The 16,736-nt window shown below is 56.3% G+C and carries 16 protein-coding genes and 1 tRNA gene; 7 read left to right on the top strand and 10 right to left on the bottom strand.

Translation table 11 applies throughout. From position 1 onward, the window contains the following. Window positions 1–65: 65 nt before the first annotated feature. Window positions 66–1,136: a fasciclin domain-containing protein gene (locus AC2FIO_RS00950; protein WP_108858886.1), complete on the top strand. Its 1,071-nt coding sequence runs from the start codon at window positions 66–68 to the stop codon at window positions 1,134–1,136. A 41-nt stretch (window positions 1,137–1,177) separates the two neighbouring features. Here the strand turns inward: AC2FIO_RS00950 and rpoH are convergent, their stop codons facing one another. Continuing rightward, window positions 1,178–2,074, bottom strand: a complete 897-nt coding sequence (gene rpoH / locus AC2FIO_RS00945; RefSeq protein ID WP_058273882.1) for an RNA polymerase sigma factor RpoH — start codon at window positions 2,072–2,074, stop codon at window positions 1,178–1,180. Between the two features lie 146 nt (window positions 2,075–2,220). Next, on the bottom strand, window positions 2,221–3,255 hold the full coding sequence (locus AC2FIO_RS00940) for an RluA family pseudouridine synthase (RefSeq protein ID WP_282168528.1): 1,035 nt from the start codon (window positions 3,253–3,255) through the stop codon (window positions 2,221–2,223). Between AC2FIO_RS00940 and AC2FIO_RS00935 the strand changes: the two genes are divergently transcribed. Next, window positions 3,254–3,559: a DUF6476 family protein gene (locus AC2FIO_RS00935; protein ID WP_058277654.1), complete on the top strand. Its 306-nt coding sequence runs from the start codon at window positions 3,254–3,256 to the stop codon at window positions 3,557–3,559. The two genes, AC2FIO_RS00940 and AC2FIO_RS00935, sit on opposite strands and share 2 nt — an antisense overlap. 3 nt (window positions 3,560–3,562) lie before the next feature. Here AC2FIO_RS00935 and AC2FIO_RS00930 read toward each other — a convergent pair whose 3' ends face one another. The 6 genes from AC2FIO_RS00930 to AC2FIO_RS00905 form a co-directional block, all read right to left on the bottom strand. Beyond that, window positions 3,563–4,546 (bottom strand): hypothetical protein, encoded by a 984-nt coding sequence (locus AC2FIO_RS00930; RefSeq protein ID WP_496695093.1) that lies wholly within the window; start codon window positions 4,544–4,546, stop codon window positions 3,563–3,565. A 31-nt stretch (window positions 4,547–4,577) separates the two neighbouring features. Then, window positions 4,578–5,576 carry a glycosyltransferase family 2 protein gene (locus AC2FIO_RS00925; protein WP_496695091.1) on the bottom strand — a complete coding sequence of 333 codons (999 nt, stop codon included), beginning with the start codon at window positions 5,574–5,576 and terminating at the stop codon, window positions 4,578–4,580. A 108-nt stretch (window positions 5,577–5,684) separates the two neighbouring features. Beyond that, complete coding sequence (locus tag AC2FIO_RS00920; protein ID WP_496695089.1) at window positions 5,685–7,700, bottom strand: hypothetical protein; 2,016 nt, start codon at window positions 7,698–7,700, stop codon at window positions 5,685–5,687. Next, window positions 7,697–8,641 (bottom strand): hypothetical protein, encoded by a 945-nt coding sequence (locus AC2FIO_RS00915; RefSeq protein WP_496695087.1) that lies wholly within the window; start codon window positions 8,639–8,641, stop codon window positions 7,697–7,699. The genes AC2FIO_RS00920 and AC2FIO_RS00915 overlap by 4 nt, the downstream gene beginning before the upstream one ends. Window positions 8,642–8,646: 5 nt before the next feature. Next, window positions 8,647–9,630 carry a glycosyltransferase family 2 protein gene (locus tag AC2FIO_RS00910; protein WP_496695085.1) on the bottom strand — a complete coding sequence of 328 codons (984 nt, stop codon included), beginning with the start codon at window positions 9,628–9,630 and terminating at the stop codon, window positions 8,647–8,649. A gap of 147 nt (window positions 9,631–9,777) precedes the next feature. Beyond that, window positions 9,778–9,864, bottom strand: a tRNA-Leu gene (locus AC2FIO_RS00905). A gap of 144 nt (window positions 9,865–10,008) precedes the next feature. Between AC2FIO_RS00905 and AC2FIO_RS00900 the strand changes: the two genes are divergently transcribed. Then, window positions 10,009–10,668 carry a DsbA family oxidoreductase gene (locus AC2FIO_RS00900; RefSeq protein WP_496695083.1) on the top strand — a complete coding sequence of 220 codons (660 nt, stop codon included), beginning with the start codon at window positions 10,009–10,011 and terminating at the stop codon, window positions 10,666–10,668. 39 nt (window positions 10,669–10,707) lie between these two features. Continuing rightward, window positions 10,708–11,364 carry a lipoyl(octanoyl) transferase LipB gene (gene lipB, locus AC2FIO_RS00895; protein WP_496695081.1) on the top strand — a complete coding sequence of 219 codons (657 nt, stop codon included), beginning with the start codon at window positions 10,708–10,710 and terminating at the stop codon, window positions 11,362–11,364. Window positions 11,365–11,662: 298 nt separating this feature from the next. Here lipB and AC2FIO_RS00890 read toward each other — a convergent pair whose 3' ends face one another. Continuing rightward, window positions 11,663–12,610 carry a cation diffusion facilitator family transporter gene (locus tag AC2FIO_RS00890; RefSeq protein ID WP_496695079.1) on the bottom strand — a complete coding sequence of 316 codons (948 nt, stop codon included), beginning with the start codon at window positions 12,608–12,610 and terminating at the stop codon, window positions 11,663–11,665. A gap of 84 nt (window positions 12,611–12,694) precedes the next feature. Between AC2FIO_RS00890 and AC2FIO_RS00885 the strand changes: the two genes are divergently transcribed. Continuing rightward, window positions 12,695–13,120 carry a MerR family transcriptional regulator gene (locus AC2FIO_RS00885; RefSeq protein ID WP_496695077.1) on the top strand — a complete coding sequence of 142 codons (426 nt, stop codon included), beginning with the start codon at window positions 12,695–12,697 and terminating at the stop codon, window positions 13,118–13,120. An 11-nt stretch (window positions 13,121–13,131) separates the two neighbouring features. Here AC2FIO_RS00885 and AC2FIO_RS00880 read toward each other — a convergent pair whose 3' ends face one another. Beyond that, a complete protein-coding gene (locus tag AC2FIO_RS00880; RefSeq protein WP_282118720.1) occupies window positions 13,132–13,551 on the bottom strand; it encodes an HIT family protein in 420 nt (139 codons plus the stop codon). Window positions 13,552–13,840: 289 nt separating this feature from the next. Here AC2FIO_RS00880 and ctaD point away from each other — a divergent pair, with 289 nt between their 5' ends. Then, window positions 13,841–15,514: a cytochrome c oxidase subunit I gene (ctaD, locus tag AC2FIO_RS00875; RefSeq protein WP_058277640.1), complete on the top strand. Its 1,674-nt coding sequence runs from the start codon at window positions 13,841–13,843 to the stop codon at window positions 15,512–15,514. A gap of 148 nt (window positions 15,515–15,662) precedes the next feature. After that, entirely contained in the window at window positions 15,663–16,691 is a 1,029-nt protein-coding gene (locus AC2FIO_RS00870) for a bestrophin family protein (protein ID WP_496695075.1), read from the top strand. Window positions 16,692–16,736 lie beyond the last annotated feature (45 nt).

Here is a 16,736-nt window from a genome sequence, read left to right as displayed (position 1 = left end):
CGGCATTGTCCGCTCAAAGCACCCGGGATTGATGTTGTGACCAACTGGGTGGGAGATTGCCAGACATGCCAACACCGACAGAGACAATTACCGGAACCGTGTTGATGAGCGGAGCCGTCGGCTCGTTCGATGACAACAACGGAGATTTTGACATCCTGCGCGAGGCCGTTGTTGCCGCCGGCCTTGCTGGGGTACTGGATGACCCCGAGGCCAGCCTTACGGTATTCGCCCCGACCGACGCCGCCTTTATCGGACTTGCCCAGGCATTGGGCTATGCAGGTTCGGACGAAGCAGGCGCGTTGGGGCACATCGTCAAGGCGCTGACTCTGTTGGGCGGAGGGGATCCCATCCCCCTGCTGACAGAGGTTCTGAAATACCACGTGGTGAACGGGGAATTCGACCTGGCTGCCGTTGCCGGCTTGGGCGACGGCGCGCAGATCGAAACGTTGCAGGGTTCGTCAGTTGAATTGAACCTTCAAAGCGCCCCACCAAGTCTGGGCGATGCGGATGACGGCATCGCCGATCCGGGTATCATCCAAACCGATATTGAAGCCACAAACGGGATCATTCACGCCCTAAACGGAGTCCTTCTGCCTGTATCGGTTACGGACATTCTGGGTCAGAAGAACACCGATTTCATCCTCGGCGACGACTCGGACGAGTTCTACTTTACCGGGCGCGGTCAGGACTTCGTTCATGGTGGTGGCGGAAATGATGTCATCAATACTGGCCGAGGCAATGATGTCGCGCTTGGAGGCGCTGGACACGACGTGATCTTTGGCGGTCGTGGCAAAGACATTCTGCGCGGTGATGAAGGCGAAGATACGATATTCGGCGGCAGAGGGGCCGATGTGATCGACGGTGGAGCCGATGATGACATCATGTTCGGCGGACGTGGCAAAGACATGTTTGTCATTGAAAACGGGGATGGCGATGATTGGATCGTCGACTTCCGGGTCGGAAAGGACAAGATTGACTTGTCCGGCTACGAAGGCATCGCCGGATTTGAAGATATCGAGGATGATATCTCCGGTGGCTTCTTCCAGACCACCATCGAACTAGGGGACGGGGACAGTATTGTCCTTACGGGCGTTGGAGCCGGACACCTGACCGAAGACAGCTTTATTTTCGCCTAAAGAAAATCAGCCCGCCGTTGTGGCGGGCTGAACCAATGGGGTCAGACAGTACCCAGCATGCCCTTTTCACGGGCCAACTCGCGCATCTTTTTCTGCAGCTTCTCGAAAGCACGAACCTCGATCTGACGAATACGCTCGCGGCTGACATTGTACTGGGTGCTGAGCTCTTCCAGTGTGACAGGCTGATCCATCAGACGGCGCTGAGTCAGGATGTCCTTTTCCCGGTCATTCAGGACATCCAGCGCAGCCGCCAGAAGCTCGCGGCGGGCGTCAAGCTCGTCGCGGGCTTCGTAATCGCCCGCCTGGTCGGCATCTTCGTCCTCAAGCCAGTCCTGCCATTGCATGGTGCCTTCGCCCTCGGACCCGACGGTCGCGTTCAGCGAAGCATCACCACCAGACATCCGGCGGTTCATGCTGATGACTTCAGCTTCGGTCACGCCCAGATCAGTAGCAATCCGCTTGACGTTTTCCGGACGCAGGTCGCCTTCTTCCAGCGCACCAATACGAGCCTTGGCCTTGCGAAGGTTAAAGAACAGCTTTTTCTGCGCCGATGTCGTGCCCAGCTTGACCATCGACCACGACCGCAGAACGTATTCCTGGATCGAGGCACGAATCCACCACATTGCATAGGTCGCCAGCCGGAAACCTTTTTCTGGGTCAAACTTTTTGACCGCCTGCATCAGGCCCACATTGGCCTCGGAAATCACCTCGGCCTGTGGCAGGCCATAGCCGCGATAGCCCATAGCAATCTTGGCCGCCAATCGCAGATGCGACGTGACCATCTTATGTGCAGCTTCAGTGTCTTGCTCTTCGACCCAACGCTTGGCGAGCATGTACTCTTCTTCCGGCTCAAGCAGCGGAAATTTGCGAATTTCCTGCATATAGCGGTTCAGGCCGCCCTCGGGCGTCGGCGCGGGGAGATTTGCGTAATTTGCCATGATTCATGTCCCTCCGACAAATGTTTACTTCGTTAACATGGGATATGGGAATAAGTCCCGATCCATTCAAGAGGTACCGTTAACAGTTTGAAATTAACGATTGATAAAGGAAAGCTAAGAACGCGTTACTCACGTATGTTTGCGTATTATGTCAGCGGCGCGCGCAGTTGTTCAATCAGAAATTCCATATCATTTGGCAAATCGGCCTCAAACCGAAGGTTTTCGCCTGTCACAGGGTGCTCAAAGCCTAAAACTGCTGCATGCAGCGCCTGTCGCGAAAAACCGCGCACGGCCTCGGCAGCGGCCGGGTTGAAGGCTTTCGCCGCAAGCTTGCGTTTACCCCCATACACCGGATCGCCAACCAGCCCATGCCCGGCATGGGCCATATGGACACGGATCTGGTGCGTTCGGCCGGTTTCCAGCCAACATTCAATCAGCGCGATGCCTGCCGGGTTGCCAAATGTCTCGACCAACCGCGCCCGCGTCACTGCATGCCGACCACCGTGGAAAAGAACCGCTTGTTTCTGCCGGTCGTTTTTGTGCCGCGCCAATTGCGTGGTCAGGCGCATGATATTGCCTGGTTCAAAGCTGACACCCTTGATGCCGCGCAAACGTGGGTCATTCGCATCCGGTACGCCGTAGCAAATCGCGCGGTAATAGCGTTCGACGCTATGCGCCTCGAACTGCGCCGCCAGACCGTGATGGGCCGCGTCAGACTTGGCGACCACCAGCAAGCCACTGGTTTCTTTGTCGATGCGGTGCACGATGCCAGGGCGTTTGACGCCCCCCACACCTGACAGGTCCTCGCCACAATGATGCAGCAACGCATTGACCAGCGTTCCGTTGGGCGAGCCCGGCGCAGGGTGAACGACCATGCCTGCCGGTTTGTTGATGACGATCAGGTCCGCGTCCTCATAGACGACGTTCAGCGGGATATCTTCTGGACCGATGTGGCTTTCTTCGGCTTCGGCGACGGAGATTGACACGGAGGCACCTTCGGCCACCTTGGCCTTTGGGTCCCGAACTTCGACACCGTCAATGGTCACCTCGCCGTTTTCGATCAGACGGGTCAGGCGGGTGCGCGACAGGTTTTCATCCGCTGGTACATCCCGTGAAAGCGCCTTATCAAGGCGTGGCGGCGGATCGGCCGCGATCTGAAATTCAATCTGGCGGGTGCCCATGACTGTCCCTTCCGAACCCCAAGAACCGCAGGAAACACCGCAGCTTCGCTTGCTGCGGCGCATGGTCATGCTGCTGACCGCGGTGATGATTGGCGGGGTTCTAGTGACATTCGCACTGATTGTCATCCGACTATCGGACAGAACCCCTACCCTGCCCGATCAAATCGAGCTTCCGGACGGGGCCAAAGCACAGGCTGTAACGATCGGCAGCAACTGGTACGCGGTCGTGACCGATGACAACCGCATCCTAATTTTTGACAAGACGACCGGAAAACAGCGTCAGGAAATCGCCGTTCAGGAATAACGATCAGTTGTCCAAAGCCAACCGAAACACAATCTCAGAGGCTTTTCGCAAAGCCTCATATTCTTCAGCCGTGTCCCGACGGAACATTTTGTCCTCATCGCTTAGCTTTTTCGGGGCGAACAATTCAGGCCGTTCGGGAAAAAACTCATGCTGAAAGGCTGTATCCTGTTGGGCCAGGAATTCGTCCAGCCAAGTGCGCTCATCGGGTTCCAGTACATCATTTCGACGCACCATGACGGGATCATCGACAAAAGTTCGACGCAACTGGCGGCTTTTCTTGCGTCCTAGAGCGCGAGATACGACGCCAAAAGCTTCGCTGGCCGCGCGGGAATGCGAAGGGTTGGACACGCCCCCGCCGGCAAGTTCCTCGGCCAATGGCGTACCGATCCGCGACAGGAAATCATCAACGACGTTGCCCCGCACCATGCCCGAGCGTTCATACAAAAGCGGAGCAACGGTGACGCCGGGAAAGGCAGTGCGTATTTCGGCCAGTTTGGCAGAAAAACTTAACCGTTCCGGGTGGTTGCGGATAAGATCAAGTTGCTGGCGGATGTATTCAGTACCGCCGCTGGACAGCCTCCCGGCCTTGGCCCGCTGTTTGTAATCGGCCTCGAAGAAATCGGAATACCGCCGGCAATAGTAGGTGATCGTCAATGCACGCGAGGGGATATCAGCAAAAACTTCGGCCAGCCGGTTCAGATTGCAGGAATAGAACATCTCAGACGAGACGACACAGGTCTGATCTGCATGCGCGTCGTATTCTGTGGTCATGGCGGACCGAAACGGATCCATCGGATCAGCGCTTTGGTTTATGTGAAAGGCGATAATGTTATGGCTTAACGCAAGACGCGTACCGCCATCCAACCGGCGTCGGCCGGTTTCCATATAATGCAGGCCGATCTCGTTCATGACCGAATGCTTCCGGCGCAGAAATCCCTGCAAGGCGGTCGTGCCGGTTTTGGGCATCCCCATGTGCAGCCAAAGCATTACCTAGCTCCTGTCCACGAACTGTGCTGCGTCATGCCTGCTGGCTGGCCGTGAAACCTGCGGTCATCTGCTGCATGAGGTCCTGCATCTCGGGCAGGTCGCGCAATTGCCCGATCTGTTGGCGGTGCAGATCGCAGGACGCATGGTGCAAGCGCGCAACGTCGGGGTCAGAGAGCATTTCGTAATAGAAACCACGCTTGCGATCCAAAACCACATCGATCGAGGTATTCGTCTCGGCATTCTGGTTCATCATGTTCCAGTATTCCAGGCCAAGGCTTTCACCCAGATGGTGGGCGCGACCGCGCATCTTTTTGACCAGATAACTTTCGCAGGATTTCAGCGCATAGTGATTAACCTGCACGAACTCATAGCCGACCGAGTCACGGGCGGATCGCCAGCTTCTGTCATAATATCGTTCGGGCATCAGCTGACCCGACCCGTTGTACCAATGGCACTCTTCAATGGTTTCGACTGTCGGCTTTTTGGGACGATGAACGCCCAAGCCATCCCAGATCTCACGCTTGAAAATTGTTTTGAAACCCCATGCCTGCGGTGGCCGATATATCTTTTCCGGAGCGGCCTGCCGGAACTGATCCGACAAAAACCGGTCTTCATATCGCACGACGCCTGCGTTTCCGAACAACCGCCAGGTCATTGAGATCGTTTTGGCATCCGGGATGGCATCGGACAAAGCCTGCAGCGTATGATCCCCGGTCTTGACGTTGATATGTTCGTCTGCGTCGATCACCACGACCCAATCCTGCGGGCGCGCAATATCCATCTTCAAGAAGGTATTGTAAGCACGCTTTTGCGGGCTGGTCTTGCGACGCGAGTTGTTGTCGACGTGGATCAGAATGCCCTTTTCATCCAACCGTTGCAGTAGGGCATCGGTGCCATCGGTGCAGTCATTGGTCATCACGACCATCTGGTCGATACCAATCGCACGGTTATGGGCCACCCACTCTAGCACGAACGGGCCTTCATTCTTCATCGGAGTGACACTGATATATCGAGGGTCCTGATTGACCATGATTGACTGCCCTGTTCGTTGTTTTTGCCCGGAACTAATCGGGATCATTCTGAATTTGCCGGTAAATTACGTTGAATTAATGGAACTACCAAGGGGAAATCCGGTCAATTACCCACCTGCCCGTTTAAGTTGGTTCGAGAACCGCTTGAGTTTGGGGCAAAGGTCACGCGCCCGGGACAGGTATTTTCGGGCTTTGGCCTTTTCTCCCTGTCGAAGCAATAATTGCCCTGCAGCACCCTGAATTGCAGCGGTATTGTCATCCAAATCTGCTGCTTGAACGATCTGGTTTTGGCCTTGTTCAATGGCCCCAGTATTCTCGAGGAATTGACCCATCGCAAAAACCAGAAACGGATTGTCCGGGTCGCATGCCAGAGCCTCCGCCATCGCCAAACGGCCGTGGACATAATCTCCTTCTAACTCATAAAGCATTGCAAGCCGCTTTAAATAGAAACTGCTATCCGGAAAGTAAGAAGTGGTTTCTCGTGCCTGATCAATAGCGTGGTGCAAAGTCTTTTCGCCCAATCGATATTCAAGGAGTGAAAGGAGGCTCTGATAACCGGGCTCTTCTGGCGATAGTTGCGCTTCAGGAGGAAGGTGGGTCGAGTTTGAAAGCCCCTCCAACAATAAGGAAAGACGCTGGTGGTTTGCTACTAGTCGGCGCGCACGTTGATCAATCGCCAGATCGGGCCAATCCAGCAATATGAGATCCAAATTACATGGCAATCGCCCTAACACTTTCCGTTGTGCAACATGCGAATTGTAGTTGAACCAAGGGCGCCTGTTGGCCTTCAATACTCTCCAATCCAGCGGCGGAAGTGCTCGATGAGCAATTTGATCCCGGTAGATCAATCTCGATCCGAATATAATTACGTCCGGCCTCATGGGCTTAGCCCAGAACGCACGGCTAAAAGTAAGAGCTGCAGCCCAGCGTTTTTTTTGCCCTCCTAATATGCCCGCGCGTAGTGCCGTTCCAACAGCATGATCTTCCGGCCAGATTCCGGGATTTTCCAACGCCTGTTCAGTTAACTCAAGAGCTTCGGGCCTCTGCTTTAAGTAGAAGCAGTTAAGCGCCTGTAGCAAAGGTAGAAAAGCGTTGTCCGCACCAGCTTCCAGGACAGGTTTTACTAGTTCCTTCGCCTCTGCGGCGCGATCTCCAGCACCGAGTGCGTGCATGGCAAAAGACGCCTTGGAATAGACATGCGCTGCTTCGGAGGGGTTCAAGAACCCTTCGGGTCCGGAGCGAAGTCGTTCTATCATGCCTTCGTTGGCTCTGTTGACCTCCTCCTCGGTCAGGACCTCACGGAAAACTTTGCGTTGTTGTCCTGATATCCGTGCGGCGGCCATCGAAAACGCTGATATAAACGGCGCGATCACCTGCTCCGCGCGCGACATCGTGTAGAGTTCCAGAAAATCCCGTTTTGCACGTGTCATTCCTGACACATCTGCAACGTCAGACATTTGCATCAACTTTGGAAACTTTGACTGAAACCGGGCAACCAGTTCAGGCTGGTCCGAGAACATAATGGCCGCTTTATCGGCGTTCTTCGCCAGATGTGCCTCATACAGTTCTTCGGGTTCGATCTTTGCGGGCCAGGTCGTGTGCTTCCACGGCAGCCCATTCAGAATATCACCGCGGCGGATGTGATAGGCAGATACACCCTGCCCTGACAGCCTGGCATCCGCGCAATCCATGATTTCGCGTATTTCTTCGGTGAACCCAACCCGGTGAATGAAGTCGCGATACCTTGGCCGGATGGCCTCGACGTCCTCCCACGGGAAGACCAGCACCTCGAAACCTTCCTCGACCAACACCGACCGTCCGGCGTTGAGATGCGCAATCAGGCGGTCGGGCGAGGTGTCGCTTTGGAACGACCAGATCGGCAAAGCATTCTGTGCCAGGGCTCCGAACTCCTTAGGAGTAAGGAAATGTTCGTCCATCCAGCCCTGCGCGAACAACTCTTGTGGGTGGTCCAGCTCGGGCGCGTCCGCGCCCTGCGGGAACCAATTCACCCGGTAGGTCGTGCCGAAATCGTCGGCCAGCCGGATGCAGGTCAGCATCATCAGCAACCGCGCGCCCATGCGGTCCTTGCGCTGACCGACAAACACACCTTTGGCGGCGCTCACGAGGCGTCCCTTTCCTTCTCGGCCATGGCCTGCCGGCGCAGTCGGCGGAACCGCTGCCGGGCTTTTGCCGCCAAGTCAGGGTGCCGCTCGGCGCCTATTGCCTCAATCCCCCGAATATACATAGGCAGGCGACGTCGGGCGCGCATCATCTTGTAATACCCAACCGTATCCAGTGAGCCGTCCATCGCCCCCAGCATCACGGGCTTGAGGATATCCAGCTTGCGCAGCATGGGCGCCGCGAAATGGTTTGAAAACCAGGTCTTGAGCAACATCACGTTGTCGCCCTGCAGACGCTGAACCTGCTGCCGGTCCAAATCAAAGAATGGGTCGTAAAAGACGTAGGCCTTACCAGCTGTCTGAACAGTTTGAGCCGCATCGCTCATCGGCAAATCCCAATCCTGTACGCGGCCGAACCTATAGCGGGTTTCCCAAGGCACCAGCCGTTCATCCAGTGTTGTCTGAGGGTTGAACGCGATCACGTGCGCACCGGGTACATGCGCCGAAAAGGTCAATGCCCCAAATCCGCCCATCGATGCGCCTGCAAAAACCACCTGATCGAACCGGTCAAAGAACCCCTCGGCGACCTTGTTTTCAAAATAGGAAATGATCTCGGGGTCGCGATACCATGCCTTGGTGCGCGCGAAGACGCCCATGTGGGACCACCCTTCGTCCCGAAAGAATTTCCAGCCCCACGGCTCGCGTGCGAAGGACAGGTCATTGGCGTTGGCGATATTGTCGAAGCTGACTACCAGACGCTTCGGGTAGCGCTGATGGAACAGGATCGAGTGGCGTTCCAGCTTTTGAAAGTATCCAGTGCCGTCGCCGCCGGGGTACAGCTCGACAAACCAAGGCGGAGCGGGATCCGTCAGGATACGCTCATACCCTGTCTTGCGATCAGGGTGTTCCGGTTTTAGCTGCTCTTTCGATAGGTCTTCGGCCATGATGATCAGATCAGGTTATCGGCGAGCCAGACGCGAAACTCTACCCATTCCGGGCGCATCTTGATTTCGGATACTTTGGCTCGGTGCCAGTCGCAGGCCTGCGCGTGCAATTCGTTCAACTCTTCATCCGCCTTCAGTTCGGCCAGCAGAGGTGCGGCGCGGCGTGCGGCAGGCAAGATGGATTGGTCGGCCTCTTTGTTGGCATTCATGTCCTGCCAGTAGGCTTGTCCCTGATCCACCTTGATGTGGTTTGTGCGTCCCCGGTCGCGCTTGACCAGAAACCCGTCCATGGACCGGACTGAATAGTGGTGGATGCGTCCCAAGGAATGCTCGAACCCGCGCCACGCCCGCCAACCGACTTTATCGGCTGGAAACAGCTTTCCGTCAGCATCTGACCAAGCGATGTCAGGCGCTACCTCCTCGTCAAAGCCCTTTGGGCGATGCGGACCAAACCGGGTGAACTTGCCATTATTTCGGAACAGCGTTTTCAGCCCAAAAGCGCGGCTTGAATGATAGGGAAATTCCTGATCCCCCATCGAGAAAACCTCGGTCACCGGTCTGTCTTCGAAACTGATGTTTCCCGAACTTCCAAACAACTTCCACGCAAAAGATATCGCATCGACCGGCTGCCCTGCTTTTTGCTCGACCTCGGCAATAAGGTCATGAAATCCGTTGTCGCCGCAGCGGATATTCCAAAACTCATCTACATCGAGACACAGCAGCCAGTCGGCCTCTTTGACCTTGGGTTGGCGGCGCGCGCGGCGCAGCATCTGGTGCTGGGGGTTGCCTCCTTCTTTCACTTCATTGCTGACATGCGTGGCCAAGCCAAGCTCTTGCAACCTTGCAGCAATCTTGTCCGTTCCGTCATCACAGTCGTTGGTGAAAATCACAAAATGGTCGACGCCCAGTGTTTTGTGGAACGCAACCCATTCCAACATATAAGGACCTTCGTTCTTCATCGTTGTGAACACGGTGATGGACTGAGACATATTACCCTTCCCAAATAGTCTTGCCCCACTCATACACATCCCAATCCGCGTGGGCGAGACAGGAAATAGTGAAGTGGTCATTCCAACGTAAACTGGTGCAACTCTACACGACAAAGGCGCTGAAATTCGTGTTTTTCGGGAGTATAATGGTGCGGTCGAGAAGACTCGAACTTCCACGGGTGTTACCCCACAGCGACCTCAACGCTGCGCGTCTACCAATTCCGCCACGACCGCACTGCCAATGACTTGGTTGAGGGGCGTATAGACGGTGGCGAACAGGATGTGAAGAGGCAAAAAACAAGCCGATTTGAATTCCGTGTTGCCATCCTTATCTGTACTGCAGACAGAGTTTATTTCCCCCTTCCCCGGAGCCCGCCCATGACCGCGCAAGATCCCCGCCCGATTGTCCAGATTGATATCGTCTCAGACGTTGTGTGCCCCTGGTGCATCGTGGGGTTTCGCCAGCTGGACCTGGCTTTGAAAGAACAAAACGTGCTGGCTAATCTCAGATGGCATCCTTTTGAGCTGAACCCAAATATGCCGCCAGAGGGCCAGAACCTGCGCGAACATATTATGGAGAAGTATGGCTCCACGGTTGAGCAGAGCCAGCAGGCCCGCGATCGGCTGACCCAGATCGGCGCCGAGCTTGGCTTCACGTTCAACTTCAATGACGACAGCCGGATGGTGAATACTTTTGCAGCACATCAACTATTGGACTGGGCCGAAACGCAAGGCCGCCAGCATCCGTTGAAGATGGCCCTGTTCGAAGCTTACTTTACCAATCAACAGGACGTATCCCATTCCGAGGTCCTGCTTGATGCGGCCCAAGCGGCGGGTCTGGACCGGGACGCTGCCCGTGCGGCTCTGACTTCGGGCGATCACATTGCGCCGGTTCGCGAAAAGCAACAGTTCTGGACCAGCCGTGGTGTTTCAGGTGTCCCGTCAATGGTGTTTGCCGGCAAATATCTGGTGACTGGTGCGCAAGGGGCCGAAACCTATTCGGACCTGTTGCAGCGGTGCCTGACCGAGGCTGCGTGACCTCTTTTCTTCGCCCTGCCCCGGCGGTAAGGAGCACTTATGGAATGGAAGATCACTGACGGGCTGACCGATTACAAAGATGCCGTCGCCTTCATGGAGGCGCGCGTGGCCGCAATTGCGGCCGGAGAAGCGGATGAATGTGTGTGGCTGCTGGAGCATCCGCCGCTTTACACCGCTGGCACTTCGGCCCGGATCGAGGACCTGACTGACCCGGATCGCTTTCCGGTCTACGAGGCCAAGCGTGGTGGCGAATACACCTATCACGGCCCCGGCCAGCGCGTGGCCTATGTGATGCTGGACCTGAACACACGCGGCAAGGACGTGCGTCGTTTCGTCAAGCAACTGGAAGAATGGGTGATCGCAGCGCTGGCCGAGTTCAACGTGCATGGTGAAACCCGTGACGGTCGCGTTGGAGTTTGGGTGCGGCGCAATGACAAACCGCTGACCCCTTCGGGCCAACCTACCGAGGATAAAGTGGCGGCGATCGGATTGCGCCTGCGCAAATGGGTCAGCTTCCACGGCATCTCGATCAATGTCGAACCTGACCTCGAACATTTTTCGGGCATAGTCCCCTGCGGCATCACCGAACATGGGGTTACGTCGCTTGTCGATCTGGGGTTGCCGGTTACCCTGGTGGACGTGGACACAGCCCTGCGGAAAACCTTCTCAGAGGTTTTTGCCCCCAATGGGGGCTAAATCGATACCTGCGAATCGTTCAGAATCAATGCGCTGTTAACAATCCCGCAATTTTTGACCCCGCTGTTTCCATACTGAGCCGGAATTTCCCAATGGCTACAGTACAAATAGGGCAAATGGGTTAAAAACTCACTCAAATGGATACATCCCGCGTGTTTGCGGGTAGTATAGACTTACCGTTCTTAGAGTGAGTGGTGTGTTAACCGGTGATCTTGGGTCATCCTGAGTAATCGGAAATGTATTTGTTAACGAGTCTGCCGTTCCGACCCCAAATCGGAGCGGCAATTCACATCCCACTCTATAGTTTCTCTTCTGTATGCCCAAATCGAGACGACCCGACACACGCGCGGTCGATCTGCTCAAGCTCAAGCGTGGCGTGACCAATGGCAAACCGGTCACGGAGCGATTGTCTGACGCTGGCCCTCACCCCTTCCGCATCGGCCCTGGCCGCCGCGTCCACGACCAGATGAGCCGTCAACGCAGGCTCTCGCTCCTGCATGCTCCACAGGTGGACATGGTGAACCTCGGACACTCCCGGTATGTCCTCGATGGCCGAGGCGACCTCCTCCGGGTCCAGTTCGGGGGGCGCTGCCATCATCAGAACGCGGATCGTTTCGCCAATTTCACTTTTGACATGCCACAGTATGTAGATCGAAATCAGGATCGTGACGGCGGGGTCTACCCATGTCCAGTTGAACAGGATCACCGCGGTGCCGGCAATAATCACAGCCACTGACCCCAAGGCGTCCGCAATATTGTGCAGAAACGCCGCCCGGATGTTCATACTATCCTTGGCCATCGAGTAAGTCAGCGCAGCCGTGACAAGGTCCACAATCAAAGCCAGTGCCGCGATCCAGACAACCATCCAGCCGTTAACCGGCTCAGGCTCAAAAAACCGCATCACGCCTTCGTAGAACAAGTACACCGACAGCACGACCAGAGTGGTGTAGTTGACCAGCGCGGCGACGACCTCGGCCCGGCCATAGCCGAAGCTCATGCGTGGGTCGGCAGGTCGGCGGGCGATTTTGCGGGCAAAAAAGGCGATGACCAGCGCGATAGCGTCAGAAAAATTATGCAGGGCGTCGGCGATCAACGCCAGCGACCCTGAAAAAATGCCCCCAATGACCTGTGCCAGCGTCAGGAACATGTTGACGGCAATGGCCCAAGCAACGCGCGCGTCCCCTGCCTCCGGGTCTATGTGGTGGTGCGCGTGGCTGTGCCCCTTATGAGAGTGATCATGTGCCATCTAAAATGTGTGTCCCTTGTTACGACTGCACATTGCATGTAATTCCTCTAGTGACTAGAGGTTCAAGAGCCCTGAGGAAAAAAGATGTATTCAATTGGGTATCTGTCGCGTCACACGCAGGTCAAGATTCCGACCATCCGGTTTTACGAAGACAAGGGGCTGTTGCCGCGCCCGGATCGAACAGCGGGTAATCAGCGCCGGTACGACGACACTGCCTTAAAACGGCTGCTTTTTATTCGCCATTGCCGCGATCTAGGTTTACCGCTGACCGACATCGAAGGTTTACTGTCTCTGGAAGGCGCGTCTGGCGGCGACCTTAACCAAGCGCATGAAATTGCCGAAAGACAGCTGGCCGACCTGCGGGACCGTATTTCCCGCCTGCGCAGCCTCGAGGCGGAACTGTCTCGAATTTCCAAAGCCTGCAATGGCAAGCACGACCATGTCTGCGCGGTGCTTCACGCATTTGGCGATCATAGTGAGTGCGCGGGGCCACACACGCACTTAAAGTAACTGCCTCCCAGTCAGCTCAGTGCAGCTTTGATCTTTTCGGCATGCTGCGCGATCAGGTCGAAATCGCCCATCGTTCCGGGTGCCCGCACAGCAACACCATCATGGCGCGGCAGAATATGGAAATGCAGGTGGAACACCTCCTGCCCTCCGGCGGCCTCGTTGAATTGCTGGATCGTGACCCCGTCCGCATCGAACGCTGCGACGACAGCCTTGGCCATTTTCTGGACCGTTGCGGTCACAGCCGCCAGTTGTGCAGGCGTTGCATCCAGAATGTTGCGGCAAGGGGTTTTGGGGATCACCAGCAGATGCCCGTCCGCGCGCGGCATGATATCCATGAAGGCCACCGTATCGTCATCTTCGTATACTCGGCTCGAAGGGATCTCTGCGCGCAAAATCTTGGCAAAAATATTCTCGGGATCATAGGCGGTCATTTCAATTCTCCGATTGACGCGTTGCCGACAGTTCTGCGGCGCACCCCGGCCCGGGTCAAGCGGGGAACGCAATTCCCAGCCGCCCCCTTGAATTCGGGGCGCTGATACCCAGATGAATGCGGAATTTGGTGAAAATTTCGCGGGTCGCCCTCCTGCCCGCGACAATTAATCTTGATCCAGATCAAACTCGACCATTGAAGGTCGTCCCCCCGCGATCTAAAACCAGCAGGAATCCCGCGCGTTGGAGAGGTCCAACTGCGCGGTGCAGTTGCAACAGGAGGCACCTATAATGGCAGACGCAGCCATTCATGGTCACGACCATGAAGACCAGCGCACATTTTTCCAGCGCTGGTTCATGTCGACCAACCACAAGGACATCGGGATTCTATACCTGGTCGTCTCGGCACTTGCCGGTCTGATTTCAGTTCTGATGACTGTTGTCATGCGGATCGAATTGATGGAACCCGGGGTGCAGCATATGTGCCTGGAAGGCTTCCGACTGTTCGGTAGCGGAGCCGAGCTCTGCACCCCTAACGGACACCTGTGGAACGTGATGATCACCTATCACGGTGTTCTGATGATGTTCTTCGTGGTCATCCCCGCGCTTTTCGGCGGATTTGGCAACTATTTCATGCCGTTGCAGATCGGTGCACCGGACATGGCCTTCCCGCGGATGAACAACCTGTCTTTCTGGCTTTATGTCGCTGGTACGTCGCTGGGTGTGGCCTCGTTGCTGAGCCCCGGTGGTAACGATCAGCTCGGTTCGGGTGTAGGCTGGGTTCTGTACCCGCCGCTATCGACAACCGAAGGCGGCATGTCCATGGACCTTGCGATCTTTGCCGTGCACGTATCGGGCGCCTCCTCGATCCTCGGCGCGATCAATATGATCACCACCTTCCTGAACATGCGTGCCCCGGGCATGACCCTGTTCAAGGTGCCGCTGTTCAGCTGGTCGATCTTTGTCACCTCGTGGCTGATTCTGTTGTCCCTGCCGGTTCTGGCAGGTGCGATCACCATGTTGCTGATGGATCGCAACTTTGGCTTCACCTTCTTTGATCCCGCCGGTGGCGGCGATCCGATCCTGTATCAGCACATCCTGTGGTTCTTTGGCCACCCGGAAGTGTACATCGTGATCCTGCCTGGGTTCGGCATCATCAGCCACGTCATCGCAACCTTCTCGCGCAAGCCGGTCTTCGGTTACCTGCCGATGGTCTGGGCGATCATCGCGATTGGTGTGCTGGGCTTTGTCGTGTGGGCGCACCACATGTACACCGTTGGCCTGTCACTGCGTCAGCAGGCGTACTTCATGCTGGCCACGATGGTAATTGCGGTGCCGACCGGGGTTAAGGTCTTCTCGTGGATCGCGACCATGTGGGGCGGTTCGATCGAGTTCAAGACACCAATGCTGTTCGCCTTCGGCTTCTTGTTCCTGTTCACCGTTGGCGGTGTGACCGGTGTGGTTCTGTCGCAAGCCGGTGTGGACCGTGCGTATCACGACACCTATTACGTGGTTGCGCACTTCCACTACGTGATGAGCTTGGGTGCCGTGTTTGCGATCTTTGCGGGAATGTACTTCTACTTCTCCAAGATGACAGGTCGCCAGTACTCGGAATTCTGGGGCAAGGTTCACTTCTGGATGTTCTTCATTGGCGCCAACCTGACCTTCTTCCCGCAGCACTTCCTGGGCCGTCAGGGCATGCCGCGCCGCTACATCGACTACCCTGAGGCATTCGCCCAGTGGAACTATGTATCGTCGATTGGCGCGTTCATCTCGTTCGCCTCGTTCCTGCTATTCTTCGGCATCGTGATCTACGCCCTGCTGCGTGGCAAGCGTGAGACCCGGCCGAACCCCTGGAACGAATACGCGGATACGCTGGAATGGACCCTGCCGACCCCGCCGCCCGAGCACACGTTCGAGCAGCTGCCAAAGCAGGAAGACTGGGATAAAGGCCACGCCCACTAATCCCGGCAAGATAGACTGACAAAGCCCCGCAGATGCGGGGCTTTTCATTTTTCAGACCTCGAGAATTAAACAACGCTGGCATAGACTTGCCCGAGAATAAGCCGTTAGACTGATCTGCAATCGCCAATTGCGCAGGACCCGGTCGGTCATGATCCTTCACGACGGAATAACTGTACGACAGATGGTCAAAGGCTCCTTTGGCTTTATCTGCATCGTGCTGACATGGACGCTGCTGGTTGTACTGGCGGATGAACTCACGACAATCGAGCTGATCTCGAACCCCAGCCCGCCCGTCACCATGCTCGGGCTGGCAGTGGCATTCTTTCTGGGCTTCAAAAACACATCGGCCTTTGCGCGCTGGTCCGAAGCGCGCAGCATCTGGGGCGATATCGTCAATGCCAGCAGGGACTGGGGCAACACTATTAGCAATCTGGTGCTGCGCGACGGCACACCGATTGATCCCGCGCTGCGCGACGAACTGATCGAACGTCACATCGCATGGCTCAATATGCTTGCCTTTCAGCTGCGCCAGCCCTCGCCGACAGGACGCAGCCGACGTCCTTGGATGTTTGGACACAAACCTATTTCAGACCGCACCGAGCTGCATCAAAAGCCCGAATGTTGGCGTGAACGCCAATTGGAAAGCGACTTGCCCAGGCTTGAAGGCAAGAGCAATCGCGCCGCCTATCTGTTGTTTCTTCAGGGCGAAAAGCTTGCTGAGTTGGCACGCAGCCGTGGGATTGACCCCTATTGGCACGTCGCCCTGATGGACCGCCTCGCGCGGTTTACGACGACACAGGGGCAATGTGAGCGCATCAAAAACACACCTTTCCCAAGACAGGTTGCCGAGGTCGGTCGCGTCTTCAGTTGGATCTTCATCTTCATGCTGCCGCTGGCGTTCAACGACGAGCGATCAATCATCCCCGGGGCAGATATCTCTGTATGGCAGCTTGTTATCTTCGACTGGCTGACATTTGCGCCAGTTGGGGCGCTGGTCTGCTGGATCTTCTTTGTCACCGAACGCGTCAGCGCCTCGATGGAGGATCCGTTCGAAGGGGATGTGACCGATGTTCCGATCTCGGCCCTTTGTCGCAGCATCGAGATTGACTTGCGGCAGATGACCGACTGTGGGGTTGCGCCTCAACCCGCGCAACCCATCGAAAAAGTTCTGTTTTAGAGCGACCCGATTTGGCGCGTGCGCAACCCCATTTCAGGGGGCGTT

The organism is Ruegeria sp. CDSB086, assembly GCF_059611065.1.
This window is presented reverse-complemented; position numbering and strand designations above follow the sequence as displayed.